Annotated in this window: 20 protein-coding genes and 4 tRNA genes; 22 read left to right on the forward strand and 2 right to left on the reverse strand. The window is 63.3% G+C overall.

Translation table 11 applies throughout. The features are described from left to right. Positions 1 to 27: 27 nt before the first annotated feature. A complete protein-coding gene (locus LOY51_RS08180; protein WP_125857912.1) occupies positions 28 to 906 on the reverse strand; it encodes a LysR family transcriptional regulator in 879 nt (292 codons plus the stop codon). 130 nt (positions 907 to 1,036) lie between these two features. On the opposite strand from LOY51_RS08180, the gene leuC reads away from it, so the two are divergent. From leuC to LOY51_RS08285, 21 genes are all read left to right on the forward strand, one after another. Then, a complete protein-coding gene (leuC, locus tag LOY51_RS08185) occupies positions 1,037 to 2,470 on the forward strand; it encodes a 3-isopropylmalate dehydratase large subunit (protein ID WP_125463254.1) in 1,434 nt (477 codons plus the stop codon). Then, complete coding sequence (gene leuD / locus LOY51_RS08190) at positions 2,467 to 3,111, forward strand: 3-isopropylmalate dehydratase small subunit (RefSeq protein ID WP_258645638.1); 645 nt, start codon at positions 2,467 to 2,469, stop codon at positions 3,109 to 3,111. The genes leuC and leuD overlap by 4 nt, the downstream gene beginning before the upstream one ends. Before the next feature lie 149 nt (positions 3,112 to 3,260). After that, on the forward strand, positions 3,261 to 4,025 hold the full coding sequence (locus LOY51_RS08195) for a class I SAM-dependent methyltransferase (protein ID WP_258645639.1): 765 nt from the start codon (positions 3,261 to 3,263) through the stop codon (positions 4,023 to 4,025). 53 nt (positions 4,026 to 4,078) lie between these two features. Further along, positions 4,079 to 5,161, forward strand: a complete 1,083-nt coding sequence (gene leuB, locus LOY51_RS08200) for a 3-isopropylmalate dehydrogenase (RefSeq protein ID WP_110996458.1) — start codon at positions 4,079 to 4,081, stop codon at positions 5,159 to 5,161. 60 nt (positions 5,162 to 5,221) lie between these two features. Then, a complete protein-coding gene (gene asd, locus LOY51_RS08205; RefSeq protein WP_125463257.1) occupies positions 5,222 to 6,334 on the forward strand; it encodes an aspartate-semialdehyde dehydrogenase in 1,113 nt (370 codons plus the stop codon). A gap of 261 nt (positions 6,335 to 6,595) precedes the next feature. Beyond that, on the forward strand, positions 6,596 to 7,723 hold the full coding sequence (locus LOY51_RS08210; RefSeq protein ID WP_258641705.1) for an IS481 family transposase: 1,128 nt from the start codon (positions 6,596 to 6,598) through the stop codon (positions 7,721 to 7,723). A 946-nt stretch (positions 7,724 to 8,669) separates the two neighbouring features. Next, positions 8,670 to 9,674, forward strand: coding sequence for an aspartate-semialdehyde dehydrogenase (locus LOY51_RS08215; RefSeq protein ID WP_125857914.1), 1,005 nt, complete (start codon positions 8,670 to 8,672; stop codon positions 9,672 to 9,674). Between the two features lie 72 nt (positions 9,675 to 9,746). Next, positions 9,747 to 12,395, forward strand: a complete 2,649-nt coding sequence (locus LOY51_RS08220) for a motility hub landmark protein FimV (RefSeq protein ID WP_258645640.1) — start codon at positions 9,747 to 9,749, stop codon at positions 12,393 to 12,395. 181 nt (positions 12,396 to 12,576) lie between these two features. Further along, positions 12,577 to 13,431: a tRNA pseudouridine(38-40) synthase TruA gene (truA, locus tag LOY51_RS08225; RefSeq protein ID WP_125463260.1), complete on the forward strand. Its 855-nt coding sequence runs from the start codon at positions 12,577 to 12,579 to the stop codon at positions 13,429 to 13,431. Positions 13,432 to 13,491: 60 nt separating this feature from the next. Further along, positions 13,492 to 14,112, forward strand: a complete 621-nt coding sequence (locus tag LOY51_RS08230; protein WP_125463261.1) for a phosphoribosylanthranilate isomerase — start codon at positions 13,492 to 13,494, stop codon at positions 14,110 to 14,112. A 229-nt stretch (positions 14,113 to 14,341) separates the two neighbouring features. After that, entirely contained in the window at positions 14,342 to 15,235 is an 894-nt protein-coding gene (gene accD / locus LOY51_RS08235) for an acetyl-CoA carboxylase, carboxyltransferase subunit beta (RefSeq protein WP_125857917.1), read from the forward strand. Next, positions 15,235 to 16,542 carry a bifunctional tetrahydrofolate synthase/dihydrofolate synthase gene (gene folC / locus LOY51_RS08240; protein ID WP_258645642.1) on the forward strand — a complete coding sequence of 436 codons (1,308 nt, stop codon included), beginning with the start codon at positions 15,235 to 15,237 and terminating at the stop codon, positions 16,540 to 16,542. Before accD ends, folC begins: the two co-directional genes overlap by 1 nt. Then, a complete protein-coding gene (locus LOY51_RS08245; RefSeq protein ID WP_258645645.1) occupies positions 16,526 to 17,206 on the forward strand; it encodes an SPOR domain-containing protein in 681 nt (226 codons plus the stop codon). Before folC ends, LOY51_RS08245 begins: the two co-directional genes overlap by 17 nt. Positions 17,207 to 17,541: 335 nt before the next feature. After that, positions 17,542 to 18,096 (forward strand): CvpA family protein, encoded by a 555-nt coding sequence (locus LOY51_RS08250; protein WP_125463266.1) that lies wholly within the window; start codon positions 17,542 to 17,544, stop codon positions 18,094 to 18,096. Positions 18,097 to 18,138: 42 nt separating this feature from the next. Continuing rightward, positions 18,139 to 19,644: an amidophosphoribosyltransferase gene (gene purF / locus LOY51_RS08255; protein WP_110995844.1), complete on the forward strand. Its 1,506-nt coding sequence runs from the start codon at positions 18,139 to 18,141 to the stop codon at positions 19,642 to 19,644. Between the two features lie 16 nt (positions 19,645 to 19,660). Further along, positions 19,661 to 20,872: an O-succinylhomoserine sulfhydrylase gene (locus LOY51_RS08260; protein WP_125857919.1), complete on the forward strand. Its 1,212-nt coding sequence runs from the start codon at positions 19,661 to 19,663 to the stop codon at positions 20,870 to 20,872. Beyond that, the gene (locus LOY51_RS08265; RefSeq protein WP_258645649.1) at positions 20,869 to 21,642 is read left to right on the forward strand and encodes an SDR family oxidoreductase; all 774 of its coding nucleotides are present in this window, start codon (positions 20,869 to 20,871) and stop codon (positions 21,640 to 21,642) included. Before LOY51_RS08260 ends, LOY51_RS08265 begins: the two co-directional genes overlap by 4 nt. A 233-nt stretch (positions 21,643 to 21,875) precedes the next feature. Then, positions 21,876 to 21,951, forward strand: a tRNA-Val gene (locus LOY51_RS08270). Between the two features lie 80 nt (positions 21,952 to 22,031). Next, positions 22,032 to 22,108 (forward strand) — tRNA-Asp (locus tag LOY51_RS08275). Positions 22,109 to 22,208: 100 nt separating this feature from the next. Then, positions 22,209 to 22,285, forward strand: a tRNA-Asp gene (locus tag LOY51_RS08280). Between the two features lie 142 nt (positions 22,286 to 22,427). Further along, positions 22,428 to 22,504: transfer RNA gene (locus LOY51_RS08285), tRNA-Asp, on the forward strand. 93 nt (positions 22,505 to 22,597) lie between these two features. Here LOY51_RS08285 and LOY51_RS27335 read toward each other — a convergent pair. Next, positions 22,598 to 24,148, reverse strand: coding sequence for a methyl-accepting chemotaxis protein (locus LOY51_RS27335; protein ID WP_258645651.1), 1,551 nt, complete (start codon positions 24,146 to 24,148; stop codon positions 22,598 to 22,600). A gap of 244 nt (positions 24,149 to 24,392) precedes the next feature. Here LOY51_RS27335 and LOY51_RS08295 point away from each other — a divergent pair, with 244 nt between their 5' ends. After that, positions 24,393 to 25,262, forward strand: a complete 870-nt coding sequence (locus tag LOY51_RS08295) for a DUF2242 domain-containing protein (protein ID WP_125463268.1) — start codon at positions 24,393 to 24,395, stop codon at positions 25,260 to 25,262. The last annotated feature ends 55 nt before the right edge of the window (positions 25,263 to 25,317 follow it).

The raw sequence follows: 25,317 nt of genomic DNA on the forward strand, positions 1-25,317 counted from the left end.
GAAGTGTACTGCCGTACTGACGACCGGTCAGGCGGGCCCCGCGTGGCTGTCGAGCAGGGCCATGAAGGCCCTGGCCGCGTTCGATAGCGTGCGTTCTGTGTGCAAAATGTAGCCTAGCTGGCGCGACAGCTGTATGCCGGGCAGGGCGATGGACGCCACCTGCTCATCCAGCATAGTACGCGGCAGCACACTCCACGCCAGGCCGATGGAAACCATCATCTTGATGGTTTCCAGGTAGTTAGTGCTCATGGCGATATTCGGCGTCAGGCCCTGGCTTTCGAACAGGCGCTGGACGATGTGATGGGTGAAGGTGTTACCGCCGGGGAAAACCGCCGGGTGTCGGGCCACGTCGGCCAGGCTGACCTGGCCGCTGCTGGCCAGCGGGTGTTCGGGCGCGGCGACGAAGTCCAGGGCGTCCTCCCAGACCGGGGTCGCCCTGACCAGGTGATGCGGCTCGGGAGCCAGGGTGATCACGGCAATTTCGGCGCGGCCATGGAGGATTTCATCGTAGGCGGCTTCCGAATCCATGAACTGGATATCCAGCGCCACTGCCGGGTGTAGCCGGGTGAACGCCCGCAGCACCGGTGGCAAGCGGTGCAGGCCAATATGGTGGCTGGTGGCCAGGGTCAGGCGACCGCTCACCTCCCCGGTCAGGTTGGTCAGCGCGCGGCGAGTATCATCGAGCACGTTGAGGATCTGATAGGCACGGGGCAGCAGGGCGCGGCCGGCTTCGGTCAGGCTCACTTCCCGCCCCAGCCGGTCGAACAGGCGTACGTCCAGTTGCTGCTCGAGCCCGGCGATGCGTTTGCTGATGGCCGGCTGGGTCAGGAACAGGCGTTCAGCCGCGCCAGAGAAGCTGCCGGTTTCGGCAATCGCGATAAATGCGCTGAGGTTGGCCAGGTCCACGATTCAGATTCCTGATGGTTATGCAAAGCATGAAAATTATGAATTTGAGTTATTCAATCTATCGCCATAGCATCGTCCGTACAAGCCAAGGGGTCTTTGGCATAGAAAGACGCTGATGAGGAACAGTCTGATGGCTGGCAAAACGCTCTACGACAAACTCTGGGAAGCCCATGAGGTCAAGCGCCGCGATGACGGCTCGTCCTTGATCTACATCGACCGCCACATCATCCACGAAGTGACGTCGCCCCAGGCCTTCGAAGGCCTGCGCCTGGCCAATCGCAAGCCGTGGCGCATCGATGCCAACATCGCCACGCCCGACCACAACGTGCCGACCACGCCAGAGCGCAAGGGCGGTATCGAGGCCATCGTCGACCAGGTGTCGCGCCTGCAGGTGCAGACCCTCGATGAAAACTGTGACGAATACGGCATCGTCGAATTCAAGATGAACGACGAACGCCAGGGCATCGTCCACGTCATCAGCCCCGAGCAGGGCGCGACCTTGCCGGGCATGACCGTGGTCTGCGGCGACTCGCACACCTCCACCCACGGCGCCTTTGGTGCCCTGGCCCACGGCATCGGTACCTCCGAGGTCGAGCACGTGCTCGCCACCCAGTGCCTGGTCGCCAAGAAAATGAAGAACATGCTGGTGCGCGTCGAGGGCCAATTGCCTGTCGGCGTCACCGCCAAGGACATCGTCCTGGCCGTGATCGGCAAGATCGGTACCGCCGGCGGCAACGGCCATGCCATGGAGTTCGCCGGCAGCGCCATCCGCGAGCTGTCGATGGAAGGCCGCATGACCATCTGCAATATGTCCATCGAAGCCGGCGCCCGTGTGGGCCTGGTGGCCACCGATGCGACCACCGTCGCCTATGTCGAAGGCCGCCCGTACGCACCGAAAGGCGAGCAGTGGAAGCAAGCGGTCGAGTCGTGGAAAGACCTGGTATCGGATGAAGACGCCGTGTTCGACACCGTGGTCGAGCTGGATGCCAGCCAGATCAAACCGCAAGTCAGCTGGGGCACCTCGCCCGAGATGGTCCTGGCCGTCGATCAGCGCGTGCCGGACCCGGCCGCCGAGGCCGACCTGATCAAGCGTGGCTCGATCGAACGTGCCTTGAAGTACATGGGGCTCAGTGCCAACCAGGCGATCACCGATATCCAGCTGGATCGCGTGTTCATCGGCTCGTGCACCAACTCGCGCATCGAAGACCTGCGCGCCGCGGCCGAAATCGCCAAGGGGCGCAAGGTCGCCTCCAGCGTCAAGCAGGCGATCGTCGTGCCGGGCTCGGGCCTGGTCAAGGCCCAGGCCGAGCGTGAAGGCCTGGACAAGATCTTCCTCGAAGCCGGCTTTGAATGGCGTGAGCCTGGCTGCTCGATGTGCCTGGCGATGAACCCGGATCGCCTGGAGAGCGGCGAGCACTGCGCGTCTACCTCCAACCGCAACTTCGAAGGCCGCCAGGGCGCCGGTGGTCGTACCCACCTGGTCAGCCCGGCCATGGCCGCCGCCGCCGCGGTGACCGGCCACTTCATCGATGTCCGCGAGTTGATCCAAGGGAGCGCAGCATGAAAGCCTTTACCCAGCACACTGGCCTCGTTGCGCCGTTGGACCGTGCCAACGTCGATACCGACCAGATCATCCCCAAGCAGTTTTTGAAGTCGATCAAGCGCACCGGCTTTGGCCCCAACCTGTTCGACGAGTGGCGCTACCTGGACGTGGGCCAGCCCTACCAGGACAACAGCAAGCGCCCGGTCAACCAAGAGTTCGTGCTCAACCACAAGCGCTACCAAGGTGCCAGCGTGCTGCTGGCGCGTGAGAACTTCGGTTGCGGCTCCAGCCGCGAGCACGCGCCATGGGCGCTGGACGAGTACGGCTTCCGCAGCGTGATCGCGCCGAGCTTTGCCGACATCTTCTTCAACAACAGCTTCAAGAACGGCCTGCTGCCGATCATTCTCGATGCCGCTGAAGTCGACGAGCTGTTCAAGCAGGTCGAAGCCAACCCAGGCTACCAGCTGACCATCGACCTCGATGCCCAGGCCGTGACCCGTCCGGATGGCAAGGTGCTGAAGTTCGAGATCGACGCGTTCCGCAAGCACTGCCTGCTCAACGGCCTCGACGACATCGGCCTGACCCTGCAGGACAGCGACGCGATCAAGGCATTCGAAGGCAAGCACCGCGCCAGTCAGCCTTGGCTGTTCCGTGATGCCTGAATGATGTAACCGGGTTTGCTGGCCTCATCGCCGGCAAGCCGGCTCCCACAGGTACTGCACAGGTCTTGGAGCATGTGGGGTCGGTGTGGGAGCCGGCTTGCCGGCGATAGCGGCCGTAGAGTCAACCCAAAATCAAAAGGAATGCGCCCATGACCAGCACCACCCACACCGACGTGGTTCAGCGCCAGTTCGGCGAACAGGCCAGCGCCTACCTCAGCAGCGCCGTGCACGCCCAGGGCAGCGAATTTGCCCTGCTGCAGGCCGAGCTGGCCGGGCAGGGTGCGGCCCGGGTACTGGACCTCGGCTGTGGTGCCGGCCATGTCAGTTTCCACGTCGCGCCGCTGGTCGGTGAAGTGGTGGCCTACGACCTCTCGCAGTCGATGCTCGACGTGGTGGCCGCTGCGGCAGCCGAACGCGGCCTGGCCAATATCACCACCGAGCGCGGCGCCGCCGAACGCCTGCCGTTCGCCGATGCCAGCTTCGACCATGTGTTCAGCCGTTATTCGGCGCACCACTGGAGCGACCTGGGCCTGGCCCTGCGTGAAGTGCGCCGGGTGCTGAAACCGGGCGGGGTGGCGGCCTTCATCGATGTCATGTCGCCTGGCAGCCCGCTGCTCGATACCTACCTGCAGACGGTCGAAGTGCTGCGCGACACCAGCCACGTACGCGACTACAGCGCCGCCGAATGGCAGCGCCAGGTCAGCGAGGCTGGCCTGCATGTGCGCAGCCACACTCGTCAGCGCCTGCGCCTGGAATGGCACTCCTGGGTCGAGCGCATGCGTACCCCCGACCCACTGCGCGTGGCTATCCGCCAGTTGCAGCAAGCCATGGGCGAGGAAGTGCGGCAGTATTACCAGATTGAGGCCGATGGCTCGTTCAGCACCGATGTGCTGGTACTCTGGGCCGAACGCTGATTATTCACGACGGGGCCGAGGCGGCCGCGTCGCTTTGATGGATAGAGGAAAGCATGAGCAAGCAGATTCTGATTCTCCCAGGTGATGGCATCGGCCCGGAAATCATGGCCGAGGCGGTCAAGGTGCTGGAGCTGGCCAACGACAAGTTCCAGCTCGGCTTCAGCCTCGCCCACGACGTGATCGGCGGCGCTGCCATCGACAAGCACGGTGTGCCGCTGGCCGACGAGACCCTGGAGCGTGCACGCCAGGCCGACGCCGTGCTGCTGGGCGCCGTGGGTGGCCCGAAGTGGGACAAGATCGAGCGTGACATCCGTCCTGAGCGCGGCTTGCTGAAGATCCGTTCGCAACTGGGCCTGTTCGCCAACCTGCGCCCGGCCATCCTCTACCCGCAACTGGCCGATGCCTCGTCGCTGAAGCCGGAAATCGTCTCCGGCCTGGACATCCTCATCGTCCGCGAACTGACCGGCGGCATCTACTTCGGTGCTCCGCGCGGCCAGCGCGAACTGGAGGGTGGCGAGCGCCAGGCCTACGACACCCTGCCATACAGCGAAAGCGAAGTGCGCCGCATCGCCCGCGTCGGTTTCGACATGGCCCGCGTGCGTGGCAAGAAGCTGTGCTCGGTGGACAAGGCCAACGTCCTGGCGTCCAGCCAGCTGTGGCGTGAAGTGGTCGAGGACGTGGCCAAGGGTTACCCGGACGTCGAACTGAGCCACATGTACGTCGACAACGCCGCCATGCAGCTGGTGCGCGCGCCCAAGCAGTTCGACGTGATGGTCACCGACAACATGTTCGGCGACATCCTGTCGGATGAAGCTTCCATGCTCACCGGTTCTATCGGCATGCTGCCTTCGGCATCGCTGGATGCCAATAACAAGGGCATGTACGAGCCGTGCCACGGTTCGGCGCCGGACATCGCCGGGCAGGGCATCGCCAACCCGCTGGCGACCATCCTCTCGGTGTCGATGATGCTGCGCTACAGCTTCAATCAGCAGGCAGCGGCCGAGGCCATCGAGCAGGCGGTCAGCCTGGTCCTGGACCAGGGCCTGCGCACCGGTGACATCTGGTCTGCCGGTTGCACCAAAGTCGGTACGCAGGAAATGGGCGACGCAGTAGTCGCAGCGCTGCGGAATCTGTAATCTCTCTGGCCCGCCACCAAAACCTGGTGGCGGCCCACTTTTAGCAAAGGTGTAGTTGCGATGAAACGTGTAGGTCTGATCGGTTGGCGTGGAATGGTCGGTTCCGTGCTCATGCAGCGGATGCTCGAAGAGCAGGACTTCGACCTGATCGAGCCAGTGTTCTTCACCACCTCCAATGTGGGTGGCCAGGGTCCGAACGTGGGCAAGGATATTGCCCCGCTGAAGGACGCCTACAACATTGAAGAGCTCAAGACCCTCGATGTCATCCTGACCTGCCAGGGCGGCGACTACACCAACGAAGTCTTCCCCAAGCTGCGTGAAGCGGGCTGGCAGGGCTACTGGATCGACGCCGCCTCGTCGCTGCGCATGCAGGACGACGCCGTGATCATCCTCGATCCGGTCAACCGCAAGGTCATCGACCAGCAGCTGGATGCCGGCACCAAGAACTACATCGGCGGCAACTGCACCGTCAGCCTGATGCTGATGGGGCTGGGCGGCCTGTTCGAAGCCGGCCTGGTCGAGTGGATGAGCGCCATGACCTACCAGGCGGCCTCGGGTGCCGGCGCGCAGAACATGCGTGAACTGATCAAGCAGATGGGCGCCACCCATGCGGCCGTGGCCGATGACCTGGCCAACCCGGCCAGCGCCATCCTCGACATCGACCGCAAGGTTGCCGAAGCCATGCGTGGCGAAGGCTACCCGACCGAGAACTTCGGCGTGCCGCTGGCCGGCAGCCTGATCCCGTGGATCGACAAGGAACTGCCGAACGGCCAGAGCCGCGAAGAGTGGAAGGCCCAGGCCGAGACCAACAAGATCCTCGGCCGCTTCAAGAGCCCGATCCCGGTTGACGGTATCTGCGTGCGCATCGGTGCCATGCGTTGCCACAGCCAGGCGCTGACCATCAAGCTGAACAAGGATGTGCCGCTGGCCGATATCGAAGGCATGATCAGCCAGCACAACCCTTGGGTGAAGCTGGTGCCGAATCAGCGTGAGATCAGCATGCAGGAGCTGAGCCCTACCAAGGTGACTGGCACGCTGAATATTCCGGTTGGGCGTCTGCGCAAGCTGAACATGGGGTCGCAGTATCTGGGGGCCTTCACTGTGGGTGACCAGCTGCTGTGGGGCGCGGCCGAGCCGCTGCGTCGCATGCTGCGGATTTTGCTGGAGCGTTGATCGTTCTGGGGTGATTTGTGGTTTGAGAGAACCCGTGCCATGAGAGTGGTGCGGGTTTTTTATGGGGGCTGGGTTAGTTGTTGGTTTGTTGGTTTGTTTTGGAAGTTTTATGCGCATTCATTTGTGATGTCGACGCGTAGTCACCTTTCCGCCCTTACGGCGGCCTACTTTGGTCTTGGTGTATGGACCGGACACATGGTGGACACGTGTGCGGAGACATGGTGGACACTTTTCGGCAAGCAATCTGCCGGGAATACGACCATGCCTTGGAACGCGAGAGATGCCATGAGCTTGAGAGAAGAGTTCGTTAACCTGGCCAATCACCCGGACGCCAACATGAGGGAGCTGTGCCGCCGGTTCGGCATTAGCCCTCAGACGGGTTACAAATGGCTCAACCGATTTCGACAGGACGGCCTGCCTGGCTTGCAGGAGCGCTCTCGAAAGCCGGCCGTCAGCCCTCGCAAGACTCAGCCTGGGCTAGAAGAGGAAGTGATTGCCATCCGTAAGGAGCACTCCACGTGGGGTGGCCGAAAGATCAGTCATCTGCTTGATCAGCGAATCTGTGCCAGCACCGTAACCAATGTCCTGCATCGGCATGGATTGATCACCGCAGAGGCCTCTGAGGCTGCTAAACCATGGACACGCTTTGAGCGCGAAGCCCCAAATGATCTGTGGCAGATCGATTTTAAAGGCTTCTTCCAAACGGCCCAGGGACCTTGTTATCCGCTGACGCTGATTGATGACCACTCTCGCTTCAACCTTGTGATACAGGCCTGCGCACATCAGCGCACAGGGTTGGTCATGGAGCACCTGACCGATCTATTCAGCCGGTATGGACTGCCTGCGCAGATCAACGCGGATAATGGCTCGCCCTGGGGAGCACCAAGAAATCCTGGAGAACTCACACCGCTAGGTATCTGGCTGGTTCGCCTGGGAATTCGACTGACTTTCAGCAGGCCAGGCCACCCACAAACCAATGGCAAGGATGAGCGATTCCATCGGACGCTCAAGGCCGAGGTACTGACAGGGCGCAGCTTTCGGGATCTGCGAGAAGCGCAGGAAGCTTTCGACCTCTGGCGGGGCATCTACAACTACAAGCGTCCTCATCAGCAACTGGACTACAAAGTGCCGGCAGATCGCTACCAGATGAGCAGGCGGGCTTTCCCAAGCCGTCTACCGACCATTGAATACGGTCCCGACGATATTCTGGTGAAGCCCTACAGCAGTCAGTTCCGCTTCAAGAAGCGCTCATTTCGGATAGCGAAGGCGCTAGCGGGCTATGTGTTAGCGCTCCGCCGTAGCGATCAAGGAGCTGACCATTTTGATGTTTACTTCTGCCAACACAAGCTGCGAACCATCGACTTCAACAACCCCGACGGTAAGCGATAATGTGTCCACCATGTCCCCGCACAGGTGTCAACGATGTCTCAAGTCCATACATCTTGGCCAAAGTAGGCAAAGCCGCTCGCTCCCATCATACGGCCCCTACGCTGCGCTTCGGGGTCCCTTCGCTCCGGCGTCCTGCGGGCCCGCGCGGCCTCCGACTTGCTGCGCAAGTCTACATCTCGCGCCTTCGGCTGCGCCGAAGGGTGCTGCGCACCAGGGCCCTCCAGACGCCTACGCTCAGCCTCCTGAAGTCGCGAAGTTAGGGGCGGCGCCTGGGCTGGCGTTAGCTGTCGCTAGTTGGATTGGCTGGGAGCTCAGGATTGCAATCGCTGGCAAGCCAGCTCCCACAGGTTAGTGCGAACTTTCAGACTTGCGCTGTACCTGTGGGAGCCGGCTTGCCGGCGATAGGGCCCGAACAAACAACACGGAAACAACAGCCAAACCTAGTTAGCCGCATTACTGCTCTTGACCTGCTCTTGACCTGCTCTTGACCTGCTCTTGATCTGCTCTTGATCTGTTTTTGATTTTGCTTCTAAGCGCGCAATAGTCCAGGCAACACAAATTGCGACTTCAGGAGGCCGAGTGGAGGTGACTGTAGGGCCCTGGTGCGCAGCACCCTTCGGCGTAGCCGAAGGCGCGAGATGTAGACTTGCGCAGCAAGTCGTAGGCCGCGCGGGCCCGGAAGGCACCGGAGCGAGGGGACCCCGGAGCGCAGCGCAGGGGCCGTATGATGGGAGCAGGCGGCTTTGCCTACTTTGGCCAAGACCAAAGTAGGCCGCCGTAAGGGCGGAAAGGTGACTAAGCGTCGCCATCGCCAACGAATGCGCATACATCTATCAAAACCCACACTCTGAAAGCAGAAGCCGAAGCCAAACCTATCTCCCACCCCACAATCCAAGTAAAGTGCCGCTCCCCGCCGTACCCGCTGAACACAGAAGGAACCCCAGCCATGACCACCCCAGTAGATATCGCCGTAGTAGGCGCCACCGGCGCAGTCGGTGAAACCCTCGTGCAAATCCTCGAGGAACTGTCCTTCCCGGTGGCCACCCTGCACCTGCTGGCCAGCATGGAATCGGCGGGCAGCAGCGTCATGTTCGCCGGCAAGAAGCTCAAAGTCCGTGAAGTGGACAGCTTCGACTTCAAGCAAGTGAAACTGGTGTTCTTCGCCGCCAGCCCCGCCGTCAGCCGTAGCTTCGCACCCAAAGCACAGCAAGCCGGCTGCACCGTGATCGACCTGTCCGGCGTGCTGGACGGGGCCGTGGCGCTGGTGCCGGAAGCCAACGCCGAGCGCATCGCCGACCTGCCGCAGCCAGCCCTCATCACCAGCCCCTGCGCAGGCGCGGTGGCACTGGCCGTGGCGCTGGCGCCCCTCAAGGGCTTGCTCGACATCGAGCGCGTTCAGGTCAACGCTTGCCTGGCCGTTTCGGCCCAGGGCAGGGAGGCGGTCAGCGAGCTGGCCCGGCAAACCGCCGAGCTGCTCAACGCCCGCCCGCTGGAGCCGCGCTTCTTCGACCGCCAGGTGGCCTTCAACCTGCTACCGCAGGTCGGTGCGTCCGACGAGCAGGGCCATACCGCCGTCGAGCGGCGCCTGGTCAGTGAGCTGCGCCAACTGCTGGGCCTGCCTCAATTGAAGATTTCCGTGTCCTGCATTCAAGTCCCGGTGTTTTTCGGCGATAGCTTCAGTGTGGCGGTGCAGAGCCGTCGCCCGGTCGATCTGGGCGCTGTGAACACCGTACTCGAGGCGGCCGAGAGCATCGAACTGGTAGAGCCAGGCGATTATCCGACCCCGGTAGGTGACGCAGTGGGCCAGGACGTGGTCTATGTTGGTCGTGTACGTCACGGGATAGATGAGGATGAACAGCTCAACCTCTGGCTGACCACCGACAATGTGCGCAAAGGCGCGGCACTCAACGCCGTGCAGGTGGCGCAATTGTTGATTAAACACATGGCGTAAAAGATACTGACCAGCAATTTTGTCCTGCACCACAACAGGGTTTTTGGGACGGTTCTTACAAGGGAAGAGTTCATGCTTCGAATTCGCAAACTGGTACTGGCCATCGCGGCAGCCTCGGCGCTGTCGTCCGGCGTGGCGAATGCCTTGGGGTTGGGGGAGCTGGCCCTGAAGTCGGCACAGAACCAGCCACTGGATGCCGAGATCGAACTGCTCGACGTGCGCGACCTCACCGCAACCGAGATGGCGCCAAGCCTGGCGTCGCCGGAGGAGTTCGCCAAGGCCGGGGTGGCTTACCCGACCTACCTCGAAGACCTGACCTTCACCCCCGTGATCAACCCCAATGGCCGCAGCGTGTTGCGCGTCACCTCCAGCAAGGCGTTGCCGGAGCCGGTGGTCAAGTTTCTGGTCCAGGTGATGTGGCCGCAGGGGCGTCTGCTGCGCGACTACAACGTGCTGCTCGATCAGGCCAAGGCCCAGGGCAGCCAGCCCTCCCAGGCCAACATCAACCCAGCGCAAAGCTCCGGCAGCTACACCACCAAGCGTCGTGACACGCTGTGGCAGATTGCTGCGCGCAATACCCAGGGCGGCTCGGTCCAGCAGACCATGCTGGCGATCCAGGCGTTGAACCCGGATGCGTTCATCGGCAACAACATCAACCAGCTCAAGACCGGGCAGGTGCTGCGCCTGCCCGATCAGCAGCAGGTACAGAGCATTGCCCAGGGCGAAGCCAACCGTGAAGTGGCCGAGCAGTACGCCGCCTGGCGTGAAGGCCGACGCCTGGGGCCGCGCGCCCGCCAGTTGGACGCCACCCGTCGTGGCCAGGCCGGCGAGGCCCCGGCGCGTATCGCCCAGGGCGACAACCTGCGCCTGGTGGCCCCCGGCGGCAAAGGCGCCGCTGGCCAGGCCAAGGCACTGAACGACAAGCTTGCCGTGGCCCAGGAAAGCCTGGACACCAGCCGTCGCGACAACGACGAGCTCAAAAGCCGCATGGCCGATCTGCAGAGCCAGCTGGACAAGCTGCAGCGGCTGATCGAACTGAAGAACGACCAACTGGCACGCCTTGAAGCTCAAGGTGCGGCACCGCAGGCACAGCCAGGCGAACCTGCCCCCGCGCAGCCAGCCCTCAACGCCCAGTTGACGCCCGCCGAACCTGTGGTGGCGCCAGCACCTGCTGCGGTCGATACCGCGCCGGCAACCACACCGGCCACCAGCGAAGCACCTGCTGCCCAAGAGCAGGGCGCGCTCGATCAACTGATGGGCAATCCGCTGCTGCTGGGGCTGATTGCCGGCTCGGCGTTCCTCGCCCTGTTACTGTTGCTGCTGCTTTTGGCGCGCAAGCGCAAAGCCCAGCAGGAAGCTGAAAAACACCTGCGTATGGCTCGCGCCCTGTCCGAAGAGGGCGACCGTGCCCCGGACCTGGACCTGCCGCCGGACAGCTTCGACGGCCTGGACGTCTCGGCGCCCAGCGTCACCCTGTCGCCTGCGGTGGTCGCCGCCTCGGCGGCGGCGGCAACGGCTGCCGAGATACCTGCGCCTGCGCCAGCGCCTGCCGCGCCCGCAGTGGACCCGCGCGCCGCGCTGTTCGCCGAGGTAGATGAGAGCCTGGCCCGTGGTCGCCTGAACCATGCCGCCGACCTGCTGGAAGCCGCCGTCGCTTCCGAGCCGCAGCGCAGTGACCTGCGCCTGAAACTGATGGAAGTGTATGCCCGTCAGGGTGACCAGGATGCCTTTGCTGGCCAGGAGCGCAAGCTGGCGCCGGGCGAGCAGAACCAGGCCGAAGTCGCTTCGCTCAAGGAGCGCTTCCCGGCGATGCTCGGCGTCGCAGCGGTGGCGGCTGGCGCCGCAGCCTTGGCTGCCGAGCTGGACGAACAGTACGTTCAGGACCTGTTGCAGGACCCGGCGCCGGCTGCCGTCGAAGCCGAGCCTGAGCCGGCAGTGGAGCCCGAGGCCGTTGCCGAAGCCTTCCAGGAGCCAGAGCCAGAGCCTGAACCGGCCCCGGTTGCTGAAGACGACCTGGACAGTGCCTTCGACTTGAGCCTGGGTGATGACCTGCCGGAAGAAGACCCTCTCGATCTGACTTCACTGGAAGAGGCGGTGTCGGCTGCCGCGCTACCTCAGGCCGATGCTGCGCCTGCCGTCAGCGAAACCGATGCCGACGATGATTTTGAAGCTCTGTTGGCTCAGGCGCAGGCTCAGGCACCGGAGCAGCCGCAGGCCCTCGATGACCTGGCCGATTTCGACCTTGATGTGGGTGAGCCAGAGGCCTTGGCCAGCAGCGAGGAGCCGGCGGTGGATGTGGCGGCCGAGTTGGCGGCCTTCGAAGCCATGCCCGAGTTCGACCCGATTTCCGAGCTGGAGCTGCCGGACGACTTCGACCTGTCGCTGTCGCTGGATGACGACTCGCCGGCGGCGCAGAAATTTGCTTCCGAACTGGACGACGTCAACGCCGAGCTCGACAAGCTGTCGCAAAGCCTCGATGCGCCAGACAATGCGCCAAGCTTCACCGCCGAAGACGCCGCCCAGGAGCCGGAGCCGCTGGATGACCTGGACTTCGATTTCTTCTCCGGTACCGACGAAGTGGCCACCAAACTGGATCTGGCGCGTGCCTACATCGACATGGGTGACCACGACGGCGCTCGCGACATCCTTGACGAAGTGGCCAAGGATGGCGATGAGAACCAGCGTCAGGAAGCCAACGAGATGCTCTCGCGCCTGGTCTGATCGCTGAATCGATCGCGGGGCAAGTCGCATCGGCGCACCGCCGCTCCCACAACAGCCCTGTAATGAGGGGCGCGTGGGAGCGGCGGTGCGCCGATGCGACTTGCCCCGCGATCGTTTCGGCCAGCATGCGGTTTACCGCTATACTGCCTGCCTTTTTGTTACATCATCAGGTTTCACGTTCTTGGACATCATCGACAACGCCGCCGCCGAATCAGCGGCCGAAGGCTTCACCCGTATCGCCCTGGGCGTGGAATACAAAGGTTCGCGCTACCGCGGCTGGCAGCGCCAGGCCAGTGGTGTGCCCAGCGTCCAGCAAGCGCTCGAGCAGGCGCTGTCGAAGGTGGCCAATGAACCGATCAGCGTGATCTGTGCCGGGCGCACCGACGCCGGGGTGCATGGCTGCGGGCAGATCGTGCATTTCGATACCCAGGCCGTGCGCGATGAACGCGCCTGGACCCTGGGCACCAACTTCAACCTGCCCCACGACATCAGCGTGGTCTGGTCCAGGCCAATGCCTGCGGATTTCCATGCCCGCTTCAAAGCCAATGCGCGGCGCTACCGCTATGTCATCTACAACGACCCGATCCGTCCGGCCCACCTTGCCGAGGAAGTGACCTGGAACCATCGGCCGCTGGATGTCACGCGCATGGCCGAAGCCGCACAGTACCTGCTCGGCACCCATGACTTCAGCGCCTTCCGCGCCAGCCAGTGCCAGGCCAAGTCGCCGGTCAAGCACATCCATCACCTGCGCGTTACCCGCCATGGCCAGATGATCGTGATCGATGTGCGTGCAACCGCCTTCCTCCATCACATGGTGCGCAACATCGCCGGCGTGCTGATGGCCATCGGTACCGGCGAACGCCCGGTGGAATGGGCTCGCGAGGTGCTCGAGGGGCGTGATCGCCGCGCGGCGGGGGTGACCGCGCACCCTTATGGGCTGTACCTGGTGAAGGTGGAGTACCCGCCCGAGTACGAGCTGCCGCAGCGTTACATCGGCCCACACTTTCTCACCGGTTTCGAGGCGTTGCTGGACTGACGGAGCAAAGGTCATTTGCTACCATCGGCGCTTTCATCGATCACTCAAGGTTCGCTGTCCATGAGCAAGGTTCGCAGCAAGATCTGCGGGATTACCCGCATCGAGGACGCCCTCGCCGCTGTCGAGGCCGGCGCCGATGCCATCGGCCTGGTGTTCTATGAAAAAAGCCCACGTGCCGTGGACGTACGCAAGGCCCGGGCGATCGTCGAGGCCTTGCCGCCCTTCGTGACGACCGTAGGCCTGTTCGTCAATGCCTCGCGCTGCGAGCTGAACGAGATCCTCGAAGTCGTTCAACTGGACCTGCTACAGTTCCACGGCGATGAGAGCCCGGCTGATTGCGAGGGTTACCATCGCCCCTGGATCAAGGCCCTGCGTGTACGGCCCGGCGATGACCTCGAGGCGGCCTGCAAGCACTACGCCGGCGCCCGCGGCATCCTGCTGGACGCTTATGTGCCCGGCATCCCGGGGGGAACCGGCGAAGCGTTCGACTGGTCTTTGATACCGCAACACCTGAGCAAACCGATCATCCTGGCTGGCGGCCTGTCGGCCGATAATGTCGCCGAGGCCATCCGTCAGGTGCGCCCGTACGCGGTGGATGTCAGTGGCGGCGTGGAGCAGGCCAAGGGCATCAAGGATGCCGTGAAGATCGAGGCCTTCATGCAGGCAGTGCGCCAGGCGTGATGGTGGATGTGACGGCTGGCCGCGCGCCATCGTCCATAGGTTTCGCAGCCCGATGCTGCCAGGCCGCGCCTGCAAGGCAGCGGCTCAGGCCATCGGCGTAATTATTGGAGGTGGGGCGGTACATGGCGCAGTCATGGCCGGCCCATCGTCGTTTCAAAGCAGAATTTGAGCTCAAGGGCAGGGTGGGGCAGGCAATGCCTCCCGCCCGCCATTACTGGAGAAAGAAAGCATGAGCAACTGGTTGGTAGACAAACTGATCCCTTCGATCATGCGTTCCGAGGTGAAGAAGAGCTCGGTGCCCGAAGGGCTGTGGCACAAGTGCCCGTCCTGCGAGGCCGTGCTTTACCGTCCGGAGCTGGAAAAGACCCTCGATGTCTGCCCCAAGTGCAACCACCACATGCGCATCGGCGCACGTGCGCGCATCGACATCTTCCTCGACCAGGACGGCCGTGCCGAACTGGGTGCCGACCTGGAACCGGTCGATCGCCTGAAGTTCCGTGACGGCAAGAAGTACAAGGACCGCCTGACCGCTGCCCAGAAGCAGACCGGCGAGAAAGACGCACTGATCTCCATGAGCGGTACCCTGATGGGCATGCCGATCGTGGTCAGCGCATTCGAATTCTCCTTCATGGGTGGTTCGATGGGTGCCATCGTCGGCGAACGCTTCGTGCGCGCTGCCAACTACGCCCTGGAGAACCGCTGCCCGATGGTGTGCTTCTCCGCCTCCGGTGGTGCGCGCATGCAGGAAGCGCTGATCTCGCTGATGCAGATGGCCAAGACCTCGGCGGTGCTGGCGCGCCTGCGTGAAGAAGGCATCCCGTTCATTTCGGTGCTGACCGACCCGGTCTATGGCGGTGTTTCCGCCAGCCTGGCAATGCTCGGCGACGTGATCGTCGGCGAGCCCAAGGCACTGATCGGTTTCGCCGGCCCGCGGGTCATCGAGCAGACCGTGCGCGAGAAACTGCCAGAAGGCTTCCAGCGCAGCGAGTTCCTGCTGGAGCATGGCGCCATCGACCTGATCATCTCCCGTGACCAGTTGCGTCCGCGCCTGGCCCGCCTGCTGGCCCAGATGACCGGCCAGGCAACCCCGGCAGAAGCCCGTGAGGCGGCTGCGGTAGCGTGATGAGCCAGCGCAACCTGGGCGAGTGGCTCGCCTACCTCGAACAGTTGCACCCTACGGCCATCGACATGGGCCTGGAGCGTTCCCAGCGGGTGCTGGCGCGCCTGCAGTTGGGCAAGCTGGCGCCTCGCGTGGTGACGGTCACCGGCACCAACGGCAAAGGCTCCACCTGTGCTTTCGTGGCCTCGCTGCTGCGCGCCCAGGGGCTCAAGGTCGGGGTTTACAGTTCACCGCACCTGTTGCGTTACAACGAGCGCGTGCTCATCGATGGCGTCGAAGCCAGCGATGAGCAGCTGTGCGAAGCCTTTGTCGCCGTCGAGGCGGCACGCGGCGATACCTCGCTGACCTATTTCGAGATGGGTACCCTGGCGGCGTTCTGGCTGTTCAGCCAGTCGCAACTGGATGCCGTGGTGCTCGAGGTAGGCCTGGGCGGCCGGCTGGATACGGTCAATGTGGTGGATGCCGACATTTCGCTGGTCACCAGTATCGGTGTCGATCATGTCGACTACCTGGGGAACACCCGCGAATTGGTGGCCTTCGAGAAGGCCGGGATCTTCCGCCAGGGCAAACCGGCCCTGTGCGGTGACCTGGATCCGCCGCAACCCTTGTTGGACAAAGCGAGCGAGCTGGCTTGCCCGTTGTTCCTGCGCGGGCGCGACTTCGACCTGGCCAGTACCGACGACCACTGGCATTGGCGCGGCAGCAAGGCCGATGGAACGCAGCTTGAGTTGCGCGACCTGCCGTTGCTCGACCTGCCCATGGAGAACGCAGCGCTAGCCCTGCAGGCTTTTGCGCTGATGGGCCTGCCGTGGGATGAGGCACTGGTTAAGCAGGCGCTGCTGGACACCCGTATCACCGGTCGGCTGGATCGGCGCTCGCTGGTATTCAAGGGCAAGCGCGTTGAGTTGCTGCTGGATGTGGGCCACAACCCGCATGCGGCCGAGTATTTGGCGCGTCGCCTGGCGGCCCGCCCGCCGAAGGGTCGGCGCCTGGCTGTTTTCGGTCTGTTGGCCGACAAGGATCTGCAGGGCGTAATCGAGCCTTTGCAGGGATTGGTCGGGCATTGGGCTGTGGCTCCGCTGGATACGCCGCGCAGCCGCCCGGCTGAGGAACTGGCCAAGGCCTTGACGAACCTCGGTGCGACAGTGAAGTCTCACCCCAGCGTCGATGCTGCCCTGGAAGGGCAGTGCGCCCAGGCGACGGCGGATGACCAGATCCTGCTGTTCGGTTCGTTTTTCTGCGTCGGCGAGGCCCTGGCCTGGCTTGAACGGCAGGCCCCAGAGGATGGAGTAGATGGCAGTGCTGGATAAAGGGATGAAGCAGCGCATGGTCGGTGCGCTGGTGCTGGTGGCGCTGGCGGTGATCTTCCTGCCGATGCTGTTCACCCGCGAGGACGAGATGCGTCAGGTGCGCGTCGAGGCGCCCCAGGCGCCAGCCATGCCGAGCTTGCCTCAGGTGCAGGTCGAGCCGGTGCAGGTGCCGGAGCCGCAACCATTGCCGGAGCAGGTTGATCCAGCGCCGGTGGTGATCGATGAATCGACGGCGCCAGTGACCACGCCAAGCCAGCCTATCGCGCCCGCGCCTCAGGCCCAGGTGGCTGTTGCGCCCAAGCCGCAGACGCCGGTGCCGACGCCAAAGGTTGAAACTCGTCCAGCACCTGCGCCCGCACCTGCTCCGGCAGTCACGGCGGCGGCGAGCAAGCCGGCCGCGCCAGGCAAGATCGACGTCAACGGCCTGCCGGTGAGCTGGTCGATCCAGCTGGCCAGCCTGTCCAACCGCGCTGGTGCCGAAAAACTGCAAAACACCCTGCGTAGCCAGGGCTACAACGCCTACATCCGTTCGGCCGGTGGCATGAACCGGGTGTATGTGGGGCCGTTGATCGAGCGCGCCGAGGCCGAGCGCGTGCGTGACGTGATCAATCGCCAGCAGAATCTCAAGGGGATTCTGGTGCGCTTCCAGCCGGAGCGCGGCTGAAACCATCGCGGGGAAGTATCAGCGGCGCACCGCCGCTCCCACGGGTATTGAGGGTTGTGCAATCCCTGCGGGAGCAACTGTCTGCTGTTGCCTGTGCTGGCCTTATCGCTGGCAAGCCAGCTCCCACAGGTATGGCATTAGTCCTGAAGGTCATGTGACTCCTGTGGGAGCCGGCTTGCCGGCGATAGGGCCCAGGCAGGCGCTACGGCCCGAACGGCAAGGCGCAAAGCTGTCCCTGGAGTCAGCCTGCAGCCCTTCAAACACCTGACATTCCGCTTACCCCAAGCCCTCCGCTCTGGTAAAATGCGCCGCCTCAAACGTCGGCAGGCAGCACCGTGGCATTTACCTGGGTTGATTGGGCGATCATCGCGATCATCGCCGTTTCCTCACTGATCAGTCTCAAACGCGGCTTCGTCAAGGAAGCTCTGTCTCTGGTCATCTGGATTGTCGCCGGGGCGCTGGCCTGGATGTTCGGTGGCTCGCTCTCGGTCTATCTCGAAAGCTACATCCAGACGCCCTCGATGCGCACCATCGCCGGCTGCGCCATTCTTTTCGTCGCCACCTTGCTGGTGGGGGCAATGCTCAACTTCCTCATCGGCGAGCTGATTCGCGTGACCGGGTTGTCCGGCACCGATCGCTTCCTCGGCACGGCCTTCGGCGCCGCGCGTGGGGCCTTGCTGGTGGTGGTGGCTGTCGGGCTGCTCAGCCTGGGGCCGGTACAACAGGATCCGTGGTGGCAGGAATCACGCCTGATACCACAATTTCTATTGGTAGCCGACTGGTCGAAAAACCTGATTCTCGGGTTCACCGGCCAGTGGATGTCCAGTGGGGTCAGCGCACCCGTTGACCTTCCGTTCAAGGAACAGCTGCTCGGGCCTGCAAAGCCCTGAGCGCTATTCACTCAAGTTTCATCAAAGTAGGGGTTGCGTCGCATGTGTGGCATCGTCGGTATCGTCGGTAAGTCGAACGTCAATCAGGCGCTGTATGACGCGCTTACGGTCCTCCAGCACCGCGGCCAGGACGCTGCCGGTATCGTGACCAGCCATGACGGCCGGTTGTTCCTGCGCAAGGATAATGGCCTGGTGCGCGACGTGTTCCAGCAGCGCCACATGCAGCGCCTGGTCGGCAGCATCGGTATCGGTCATGTGCGTTACCCGACCGCCGGCAGCTCCACCTCGGCCGAGGCCCAGCCGTTCTATGTCAACTCGCCGTACGGCATCACCCTGGCGCACAACGGCAACCTGACCAACGTCGAGCAGCTGGCCAAGGAGATCTACGAGTCCGACCTGCGTCACGTCAACACCAACTCCGACTCCGAAGTGCTGCTGAACGTGTTCGCCCATGAGCTGGCGGTGCGCGGCAAGCTGCAGCCTACCCAGGAAGACGTGTTCGCCGCGGTGTCCCACGTGCACAGCCGCTGCGTCGGCGGTTACGCGGTGGTGGCGATGATCACCGGCTACGGCATCGTCGGTTTCCGTGACCCCAACGGCATCCGTCCGGTGGTGTTCGGCCAGCGTCACACCGACGAAGGCGTCGAATACATGATCGCCTCGGAAAGCGTCGCGCTCGACGTGCTCGGCTTCACCCTGATCCGTGACCTGGCGCCAGGCGAAGCGGTGTACATCACCGAAGAAGGCCAACTGTTCACCCAGCAGTGCGCGAACAACCCCAAGCTGCAGCCGTGCATCTTCGAGCACGTCTACCTGGCCCGCCCGGACTCGATCATCGACGGCGTCTCGGTGTACAAGGCGCGCCTGCGCATGGGCGAGAAACTGGCCGAGAAGATCCAGCGCGAGCGCCCGGACCATGACATCGACGTGGTCATCCCGATCCCGGACACCAGCCGCACCGCCGCGCTGGAGCTGGCCAACCACCTGGGCGTGAAGTTCCGCGAAGGCTTCGTCAAGAACCGCTACATCGGCCGTACCTTCATCATGCCCGGCCAGGCTGCGCGCAAGAAATCGGTGCGCCAGAAGCTCAACGCCATCGAGCTGGAATTCCGCGGCAAGAACGTGATGCTGGTGGACGACTCGATCGTGCGCGGCACCACCTGCAAGCAGATCATCCAGATGGCCCGCGAAGCCGGCGCCAAGAACGTCTACTTCTGCTCCGCGGCCCCTGCGGTACGCTACCCCAACGTCTACGGCATCGACATGCCGAGCGCTCACGAACTGATCGCCCACAACCGTACCACCGAACAGGTGGCCGAGTTGATCGGCGCCGACTGGCTGATTTACCAGGACCTGCCGGACCTGATCGAATCGGTCGGTGGCGGCAAGATCAAGATCGAGCACTTCGATTGCGCGGTGTTCAACGGTGAGTACGTCACCGGCGACATCGACGACGCCTACCTCGAGCGCATCGAGCAGGCCCGTAACGACCTGGCCAAGGTGAAGACCCAGGCAGTCAGCGCGATCATCGACCTGTACAACAACTGACTTTGGGAGCGACGGCATGACGGATCAATGGGATGCCGGGCGACTGGACAGTGACCTCGAGGGTGTCGGTTTCGACACCCTGGCGGTTCGCGCCGGTCAGCACCGCACACCGGAGGGCGAGCACAGCGAAGCGCTGTTCCTGACCTCCAGCTATGTCTTCCGCACGGCCGCCGACGCCGCCGCGCGTTTCGCCGGCGAGACGCCGGGCAACGTTTATTCGCGCTACACCAACCCGTCCGTGCGCGCCTTCGAAGAGCGCCTGGCGGCAATGGAAGGTGCCGAGCAGGCCGTGGGTACTTCCACCGGCATGGCGGCGATCCTGGCCGTGGTGATGTCGCTGTGCAGTGCCGGCGACCACGTGCTGGTGTCGCAGAGCGTGTTCGGCTCGACCATCAGCCTGTTCGAAAAGTACTTCAAGCGCTTCGGCGTGCAGGTGGACTATGTGCCGCTGGTCGATCTGAGCGGTTGGGAGCAGGCCATCAAGGCCAACACCAAGCTGCTGATCGTCGAGTCGCCGTCCAACCCGCTGGCCGAGCTGGTGGACATCACCGCGCTGGCCGAGATCGCCCATGCCCGTGGTGCCATGCTGGTGGTGGACAACTGCTTCAGCACCCCGGCCTTGCAGCAGCCGCTCAAGCTTGGCGCCGACATCGTGTTCCATTCGGCCACCAAGTTCATCGACGGCCAGGGCCGTTGCATGGGCGGCGTGGTTGCCGGGCGCAGCGAACAGATGAAAGAAGTGGTGGGCTTCCTGCGCACCGCCGGGCCGACCCTCAGCCCGTTCAATGCCTGGATCTTCACCAAGGGCCTGGAGACGCTCAAGCTGCGCATGCGCGCCCATTGCGAGAGCGCCCAGCGCCTGGCCGAGTGGCTCGAGCAGCAGGACGGTGTGGAGAAGGTGCACTACGCCGGGCTGCCTAGCCATCCGCAGCATGAGCTGGCCAAGCGCCAGATGAGCGGTTTCGGCGCGGTGGTCAGCTTCGAGGTCAAGGGTGGCAAAGAGGGCGCCTGGCGCTTCATCGATGCTACTCGGGTGATCTCGATCACCACCAACCTGGGCGACAGCAAGACCACCATCGCCCACCCGGCCACCACCTCCCACGGCCGCTTGTCGGCGCAGGAGCGTGAAGCGGCGGGCATCCGTGACAGCCTGATCCGCGTCGCCGTCGGCCTGGAAGATGTGGCCGACCTGCAAGCCGATCTTGCCCGCGGTCTGGCGGCGCTGTGATCGACTGGAAGGGTGGCGAGCCTGGCCATAACGGCCGGGTGGCCCTGGTCACCGGTGCCGCGCGTGGCATCGGCCTGGGCATCGCCGCCTGGCTGATCTGCGAAGGTTGGCAAGTCGTCCTCAGTGACCTGGACCGCCAGCGTGGCGCCCGGGTGGCCAAGGCGCTGGGCGACAATGCCTGGTTCGTCAGCATGGATGTTGCAGACGAAGCCCAGGTCAGTGCCGGGGTGTCCGAAGTGCTCGGGCAGTTCGGCCGGCTGGATGCGCTGGTGAGCAATGCGGCCATCGCCAATCCGCACAACCAGACGCTGGAAAGCCTGTCGCTCAGCCAGTGGAACCGTGTGCTGGCGGTCAACCTCAATGGTCCGATGCTGCTGGCCAAGCATTGCGCACCGTACCTGCGCGCCCATGGCGGTGCCATCGTCAACCTGACCTCTACCCGTGCCCGGCAGTCCGAGCCGGATACGGAAGCCTACGCGGCAAGTAAAGGCGGGCTGATGGCACTGACCCACGCCCTGGCGATGAGCCTGGGGCCGGAAATCCGCGTCAATGCCGTCAGCCCCGGCTGGATCGATGCCCGTGACCCGTCGCAGCGTCGAGCCGAGCCCTTGACTGAGGCCGACCATGACCAGCACCCGGCGGGCAGGGTAGGGACGGTGGAGGACGTGGCGGCCTTGGTGGCATGGTTGCTGTCGCGCCAGGCGGGGTTCGTCACCGGCCAGGAATTCGTGGTCGATGGCGGCATGACCCGCAAGATGATCTACACCTGAGCGACAAGCTATTAGCTTCAAGCTGCAAGAAGGGACCGCGAGGTCCTTTCGTTGTTTCAGGGTTTCAAAAGGGTGTGCAGGCGACGTGCTTTTTTCTTGCCGCTTGCAGCTTCAAGCTAGCAGCTGCTTTTTCATCTTTTTTAAAAAAAATTCAATGGGGCTATTGACTTAGCATCGGTACCTGCGTAAATTTCGCGGCCTCAGCGAAGCAAACGCAACAAGCAACATCGCGGGGGTGATTAGCTCAGCCGGGAGAGCATCTGCCTTACAAGCAGAGGGTCGGCGGTTCGATCCCGTCATCACCCACCACTTCCTGAGAATGTTTCTGGTACAGGATGCTTCTAGCGAAGCTGAAAGTCAGAGAGGAACAGGACGCAAGTCCACACTGCGCGGCGGTAGTTCAGTCGGTTAGAATACCGGCCTGTCACGCCGGGGGTCGCGGGTTCGAGTCCCGTCCGCCGCGCCATTTTTCAGTATCAGATGGGTGCCTGGCACCGGTCTGAAGTCGAAGGCAAATATGCCTGAGGCTGATCCCAGTTTCAATCAGGTGCAAACCTGAACGATACGCAGCGGTAGTTCAGTCGGTTAGAATACCGGCCTGTCACGCCGGGGGTCGCGGGTTCGAGTCCCGTCCGCTGCGCCATCTTGTGTTTTGAACTCCTTGAACAGTTCGAAGCAAAACAAAAAAGGCGATCTCGCATCGCTTTTTTTGTGCCTGGCTTTCGCGTCCAAAACGCTTGAAAGCCTGGATCCCAGTTTCAATCGGGTGCAAGCCCGAGCGATACGCAGCGGTAGTTCAGTCGGTTAGAATACCGGCCTGTCACGCCGGGGGTCGCGGGTTCGAGTCCCGTCCGCTGCGCCATCTTCAGTTCTGAGCCCCTTGAACAGCTCGGAACAACAAAAAAGCGACCTTCGGTCGCTTTTTTCGTTTCTGGCGCTTGTCAGGTTGCCTCATTCAGAGCCTGAAATTACCGATCAACCCTTTCAGCTCGCCGCCCACCCGCTCCAGTTCGATAGACGCTTCCTCGATTTGCCGGCTGGCATCGAGAGAGTGGCCGGCGACATCGCGCACCCGCTCCACATTACGGCGAATGGCCACCACGACCGTGCTTTGCTGCTCGGTACTGGCGGCAATCTGCTGATTCATGCCTTGGATATCATCAACGCTGGTCGTGATGACCTGCAGGGCCTCGCTCGCCTGATTGGCAAGCTCAACGGTGGTGCTGGCCACGCGGCGGTTGCCTTGCAGGCATTCCACCGCCTGGCGGGCACCGTCCTGCAGGCGGGTGATCAGTGCTTCGATCTCGGCAGTGGAGCGCTGGGTACGCAGGGCGAGACCGCGCACCTCGTCGGCCACCACCGCGAAGCCGCGCCCGGCATCGCCGGCGCGGGCGGCCTCGATGGCCGCGTTCAGGGCCAGCAGGTTGGTCTGCTCGGCCACCGAGCGGATAACTGTCATGATGCTGCTGATCTGTTCGGCAGAGGCGCACAGCTGTTGCACGGCCTCGGTGCTGCTGCTGATGTCACTGGCCAGCTGGGCAACCTGGCTCTGGGTATTGCTGACCACCTGCTGACTGAGTTCGGCCTTGTCAGTGGCCTGGCGGGTCGCCTCGCTGGCCAGCGAACTGTTGTGCGCCACCTCCTGCACGGCGCAGGCCATCTGGCTCATGGCCGCCGCCACCTGGCGAGTTTCGCTCTGCTGGCTGGCGGCACCGCTGCTGGTGCGTTCGATCACGCAAGCCAGGGCCGCCGAGGCCTGTGAAAGCTGCTCGCAGGCCTGGCCGATCCGGCGCAAGATACCGCGCAAATTGGCGCTGCTGCGCTCAAGGGCCTGGAGCAGTTGGCCGAACTCATCGTGGCGTGGGCCAAGGTCATTGGCGCTCAGGTCGCCTTCGCCAATGCGCCGGGCCATGTCCAGTGCCTGTTGCAGGGGGGCGCAGATCTGCCGGATCAGCAGCCAGGCTACCAGGCAGGCCAGCAGCAATGTGCCGCAGAACACGGCAAGCATGAGGCGCGTGCGTTGGCCGAGCTCGGCGGCACTGACCTGGTTCTGCTGGGTGATCAGTTGGTTGATGTGTTCGATGGCCGCAAGCACTTGTGTGGTGAGCTGTTTGCCCGTGGAGCCGACCAGTGTCTCAGTACCTGCCTCGAGGCTGTGCTGCAGATCGCCCATGTAGTTGCCCATGATCTTGCGTGTGACGCCAAGATGGGTCTGCGCCTGGGGGGAGGGCATCTGCGTCAGATTCTCGTCGATCAGCTCGTTTACTTTTCGGTAGGCGTGGCGCAGGTTTTCCAGCTCTGCATGTTCACCGTTCAGCGCATAGGCCATCTGTGTGGCGCGGATGTCGTTGAGGTTGTCGAGAATGTAGTTGACCGAGACCAGGCGTTCAGCCCGATGGGTCAGGGTGCCGAGGGTGAAGATCGCGGTCAGGACGAGGAGGGCTGCCAGCAAGACCAGTGGGGAGAGGCTAAGCAAGAGTTTCAGGCGGACCGGCAGATTCTTCATCAGCGATTTCCTTGGGCATTCGAACGGGCGAATGAGTCTAGCGAGGGAATTTCCTTGTCTGGTTAGGAGGTTCTTGTGACTGGCGTACGAAAAATCGCTAATTATCGCGAGAAAGTTCCCAGCGCTTTGGTCGGCGTCATCCACGCCTTTACATGAACCTTGCGCAATGTTGGCCCTTTCAAGGTTTCGGTGGCTTGTGGATGTGTTGCACAATAGGCACCGTTCGATTTACCCGGAATTCACGATGTCCAGATCATCCGTCTACGGTGCGCTCGGGCTGGCCCTTGTGCTGGCGGGCGTATCCGGTTGCTCCTCGAAGAAGGCTACCGTGTACGAGCACGAGAACTTCGACGACTCGGGCACCTTCTCACGCAGTTTCCCGGTCAGCGAAGCGGGCTCCTGCGAAGCTGCCCGGCGTGCGCTGCTCAGCCAGGGCTACATCATCACCAGCAGCGATGCCAACCAGGTGGCCGGCAACAAGAGTTTTCAGCAGAGCGCCGAAAACCACATGCAGATCAGCTTCAACATCACCTGCGTGCCGGACATGAGCGACAAGCAGCGTTCGACCATGTTCGCCAACGCCCTGCAGGACCGCTACACCCTGAAAAAATCCAACACCTCTGCCAGCCTGGGGGTCGGGGTGCTGGGCTCGGTGTCGATGCCGATCGGCTCCAGCGACGACTCGATGGTCAAGGTCGCCAGCGAGACAGTGGCCGCGCCACAGTTCTACGAGCGTTATTTCGCCTTGGTGGAGGGCTACCTGCCGAAGCCGAAAAAGGTGAAGAAGGCCGATACCCCTGCCGAGCCGCCGAAAGTGGAGCAACCAGCGCCAGCCTTGGGGCTGCCCGAGCCTGCGCCAACTTCGCTGGCACCCGCCCAGCCAGAGGCGGCGCCGCTGGCGGCAAGCGCCCCGGTGGCCGCGTCTGCCGCAGCCCAGGCCAGCGCACCTGCCGCCCCTGAGCCGGCCCCCGCCGTGCCCGTTCACGAAGCGCCGGCAGCTCCGGTGGTGGATGACAGCCACGGTTCGCAACCGGTTGCACCGCCCGTCGAGGCGGCCCCGATCCAGGCCCTGCAGCAGCCTGCGCAGAGCGAAGCGGCACCGGCTTCGCCGTGAGCGGTCGCTAACTTCCCGCAGGCCTGCTACGTTTACCGTTCATGGGGCTGTAATG

Origin of the sequence: Pseudomonas sichuanensis (assembly GCF_024749065.1) — a bacterium.
Taxonomy (GTDB): domain Bacteria; phylum Pseudomonadota; class Gammaproteobacteria; order Pseudomonadales; family Pseudomonadaceae; genus Aquipseudomonas; species Aquipseudomonas sichuanensis.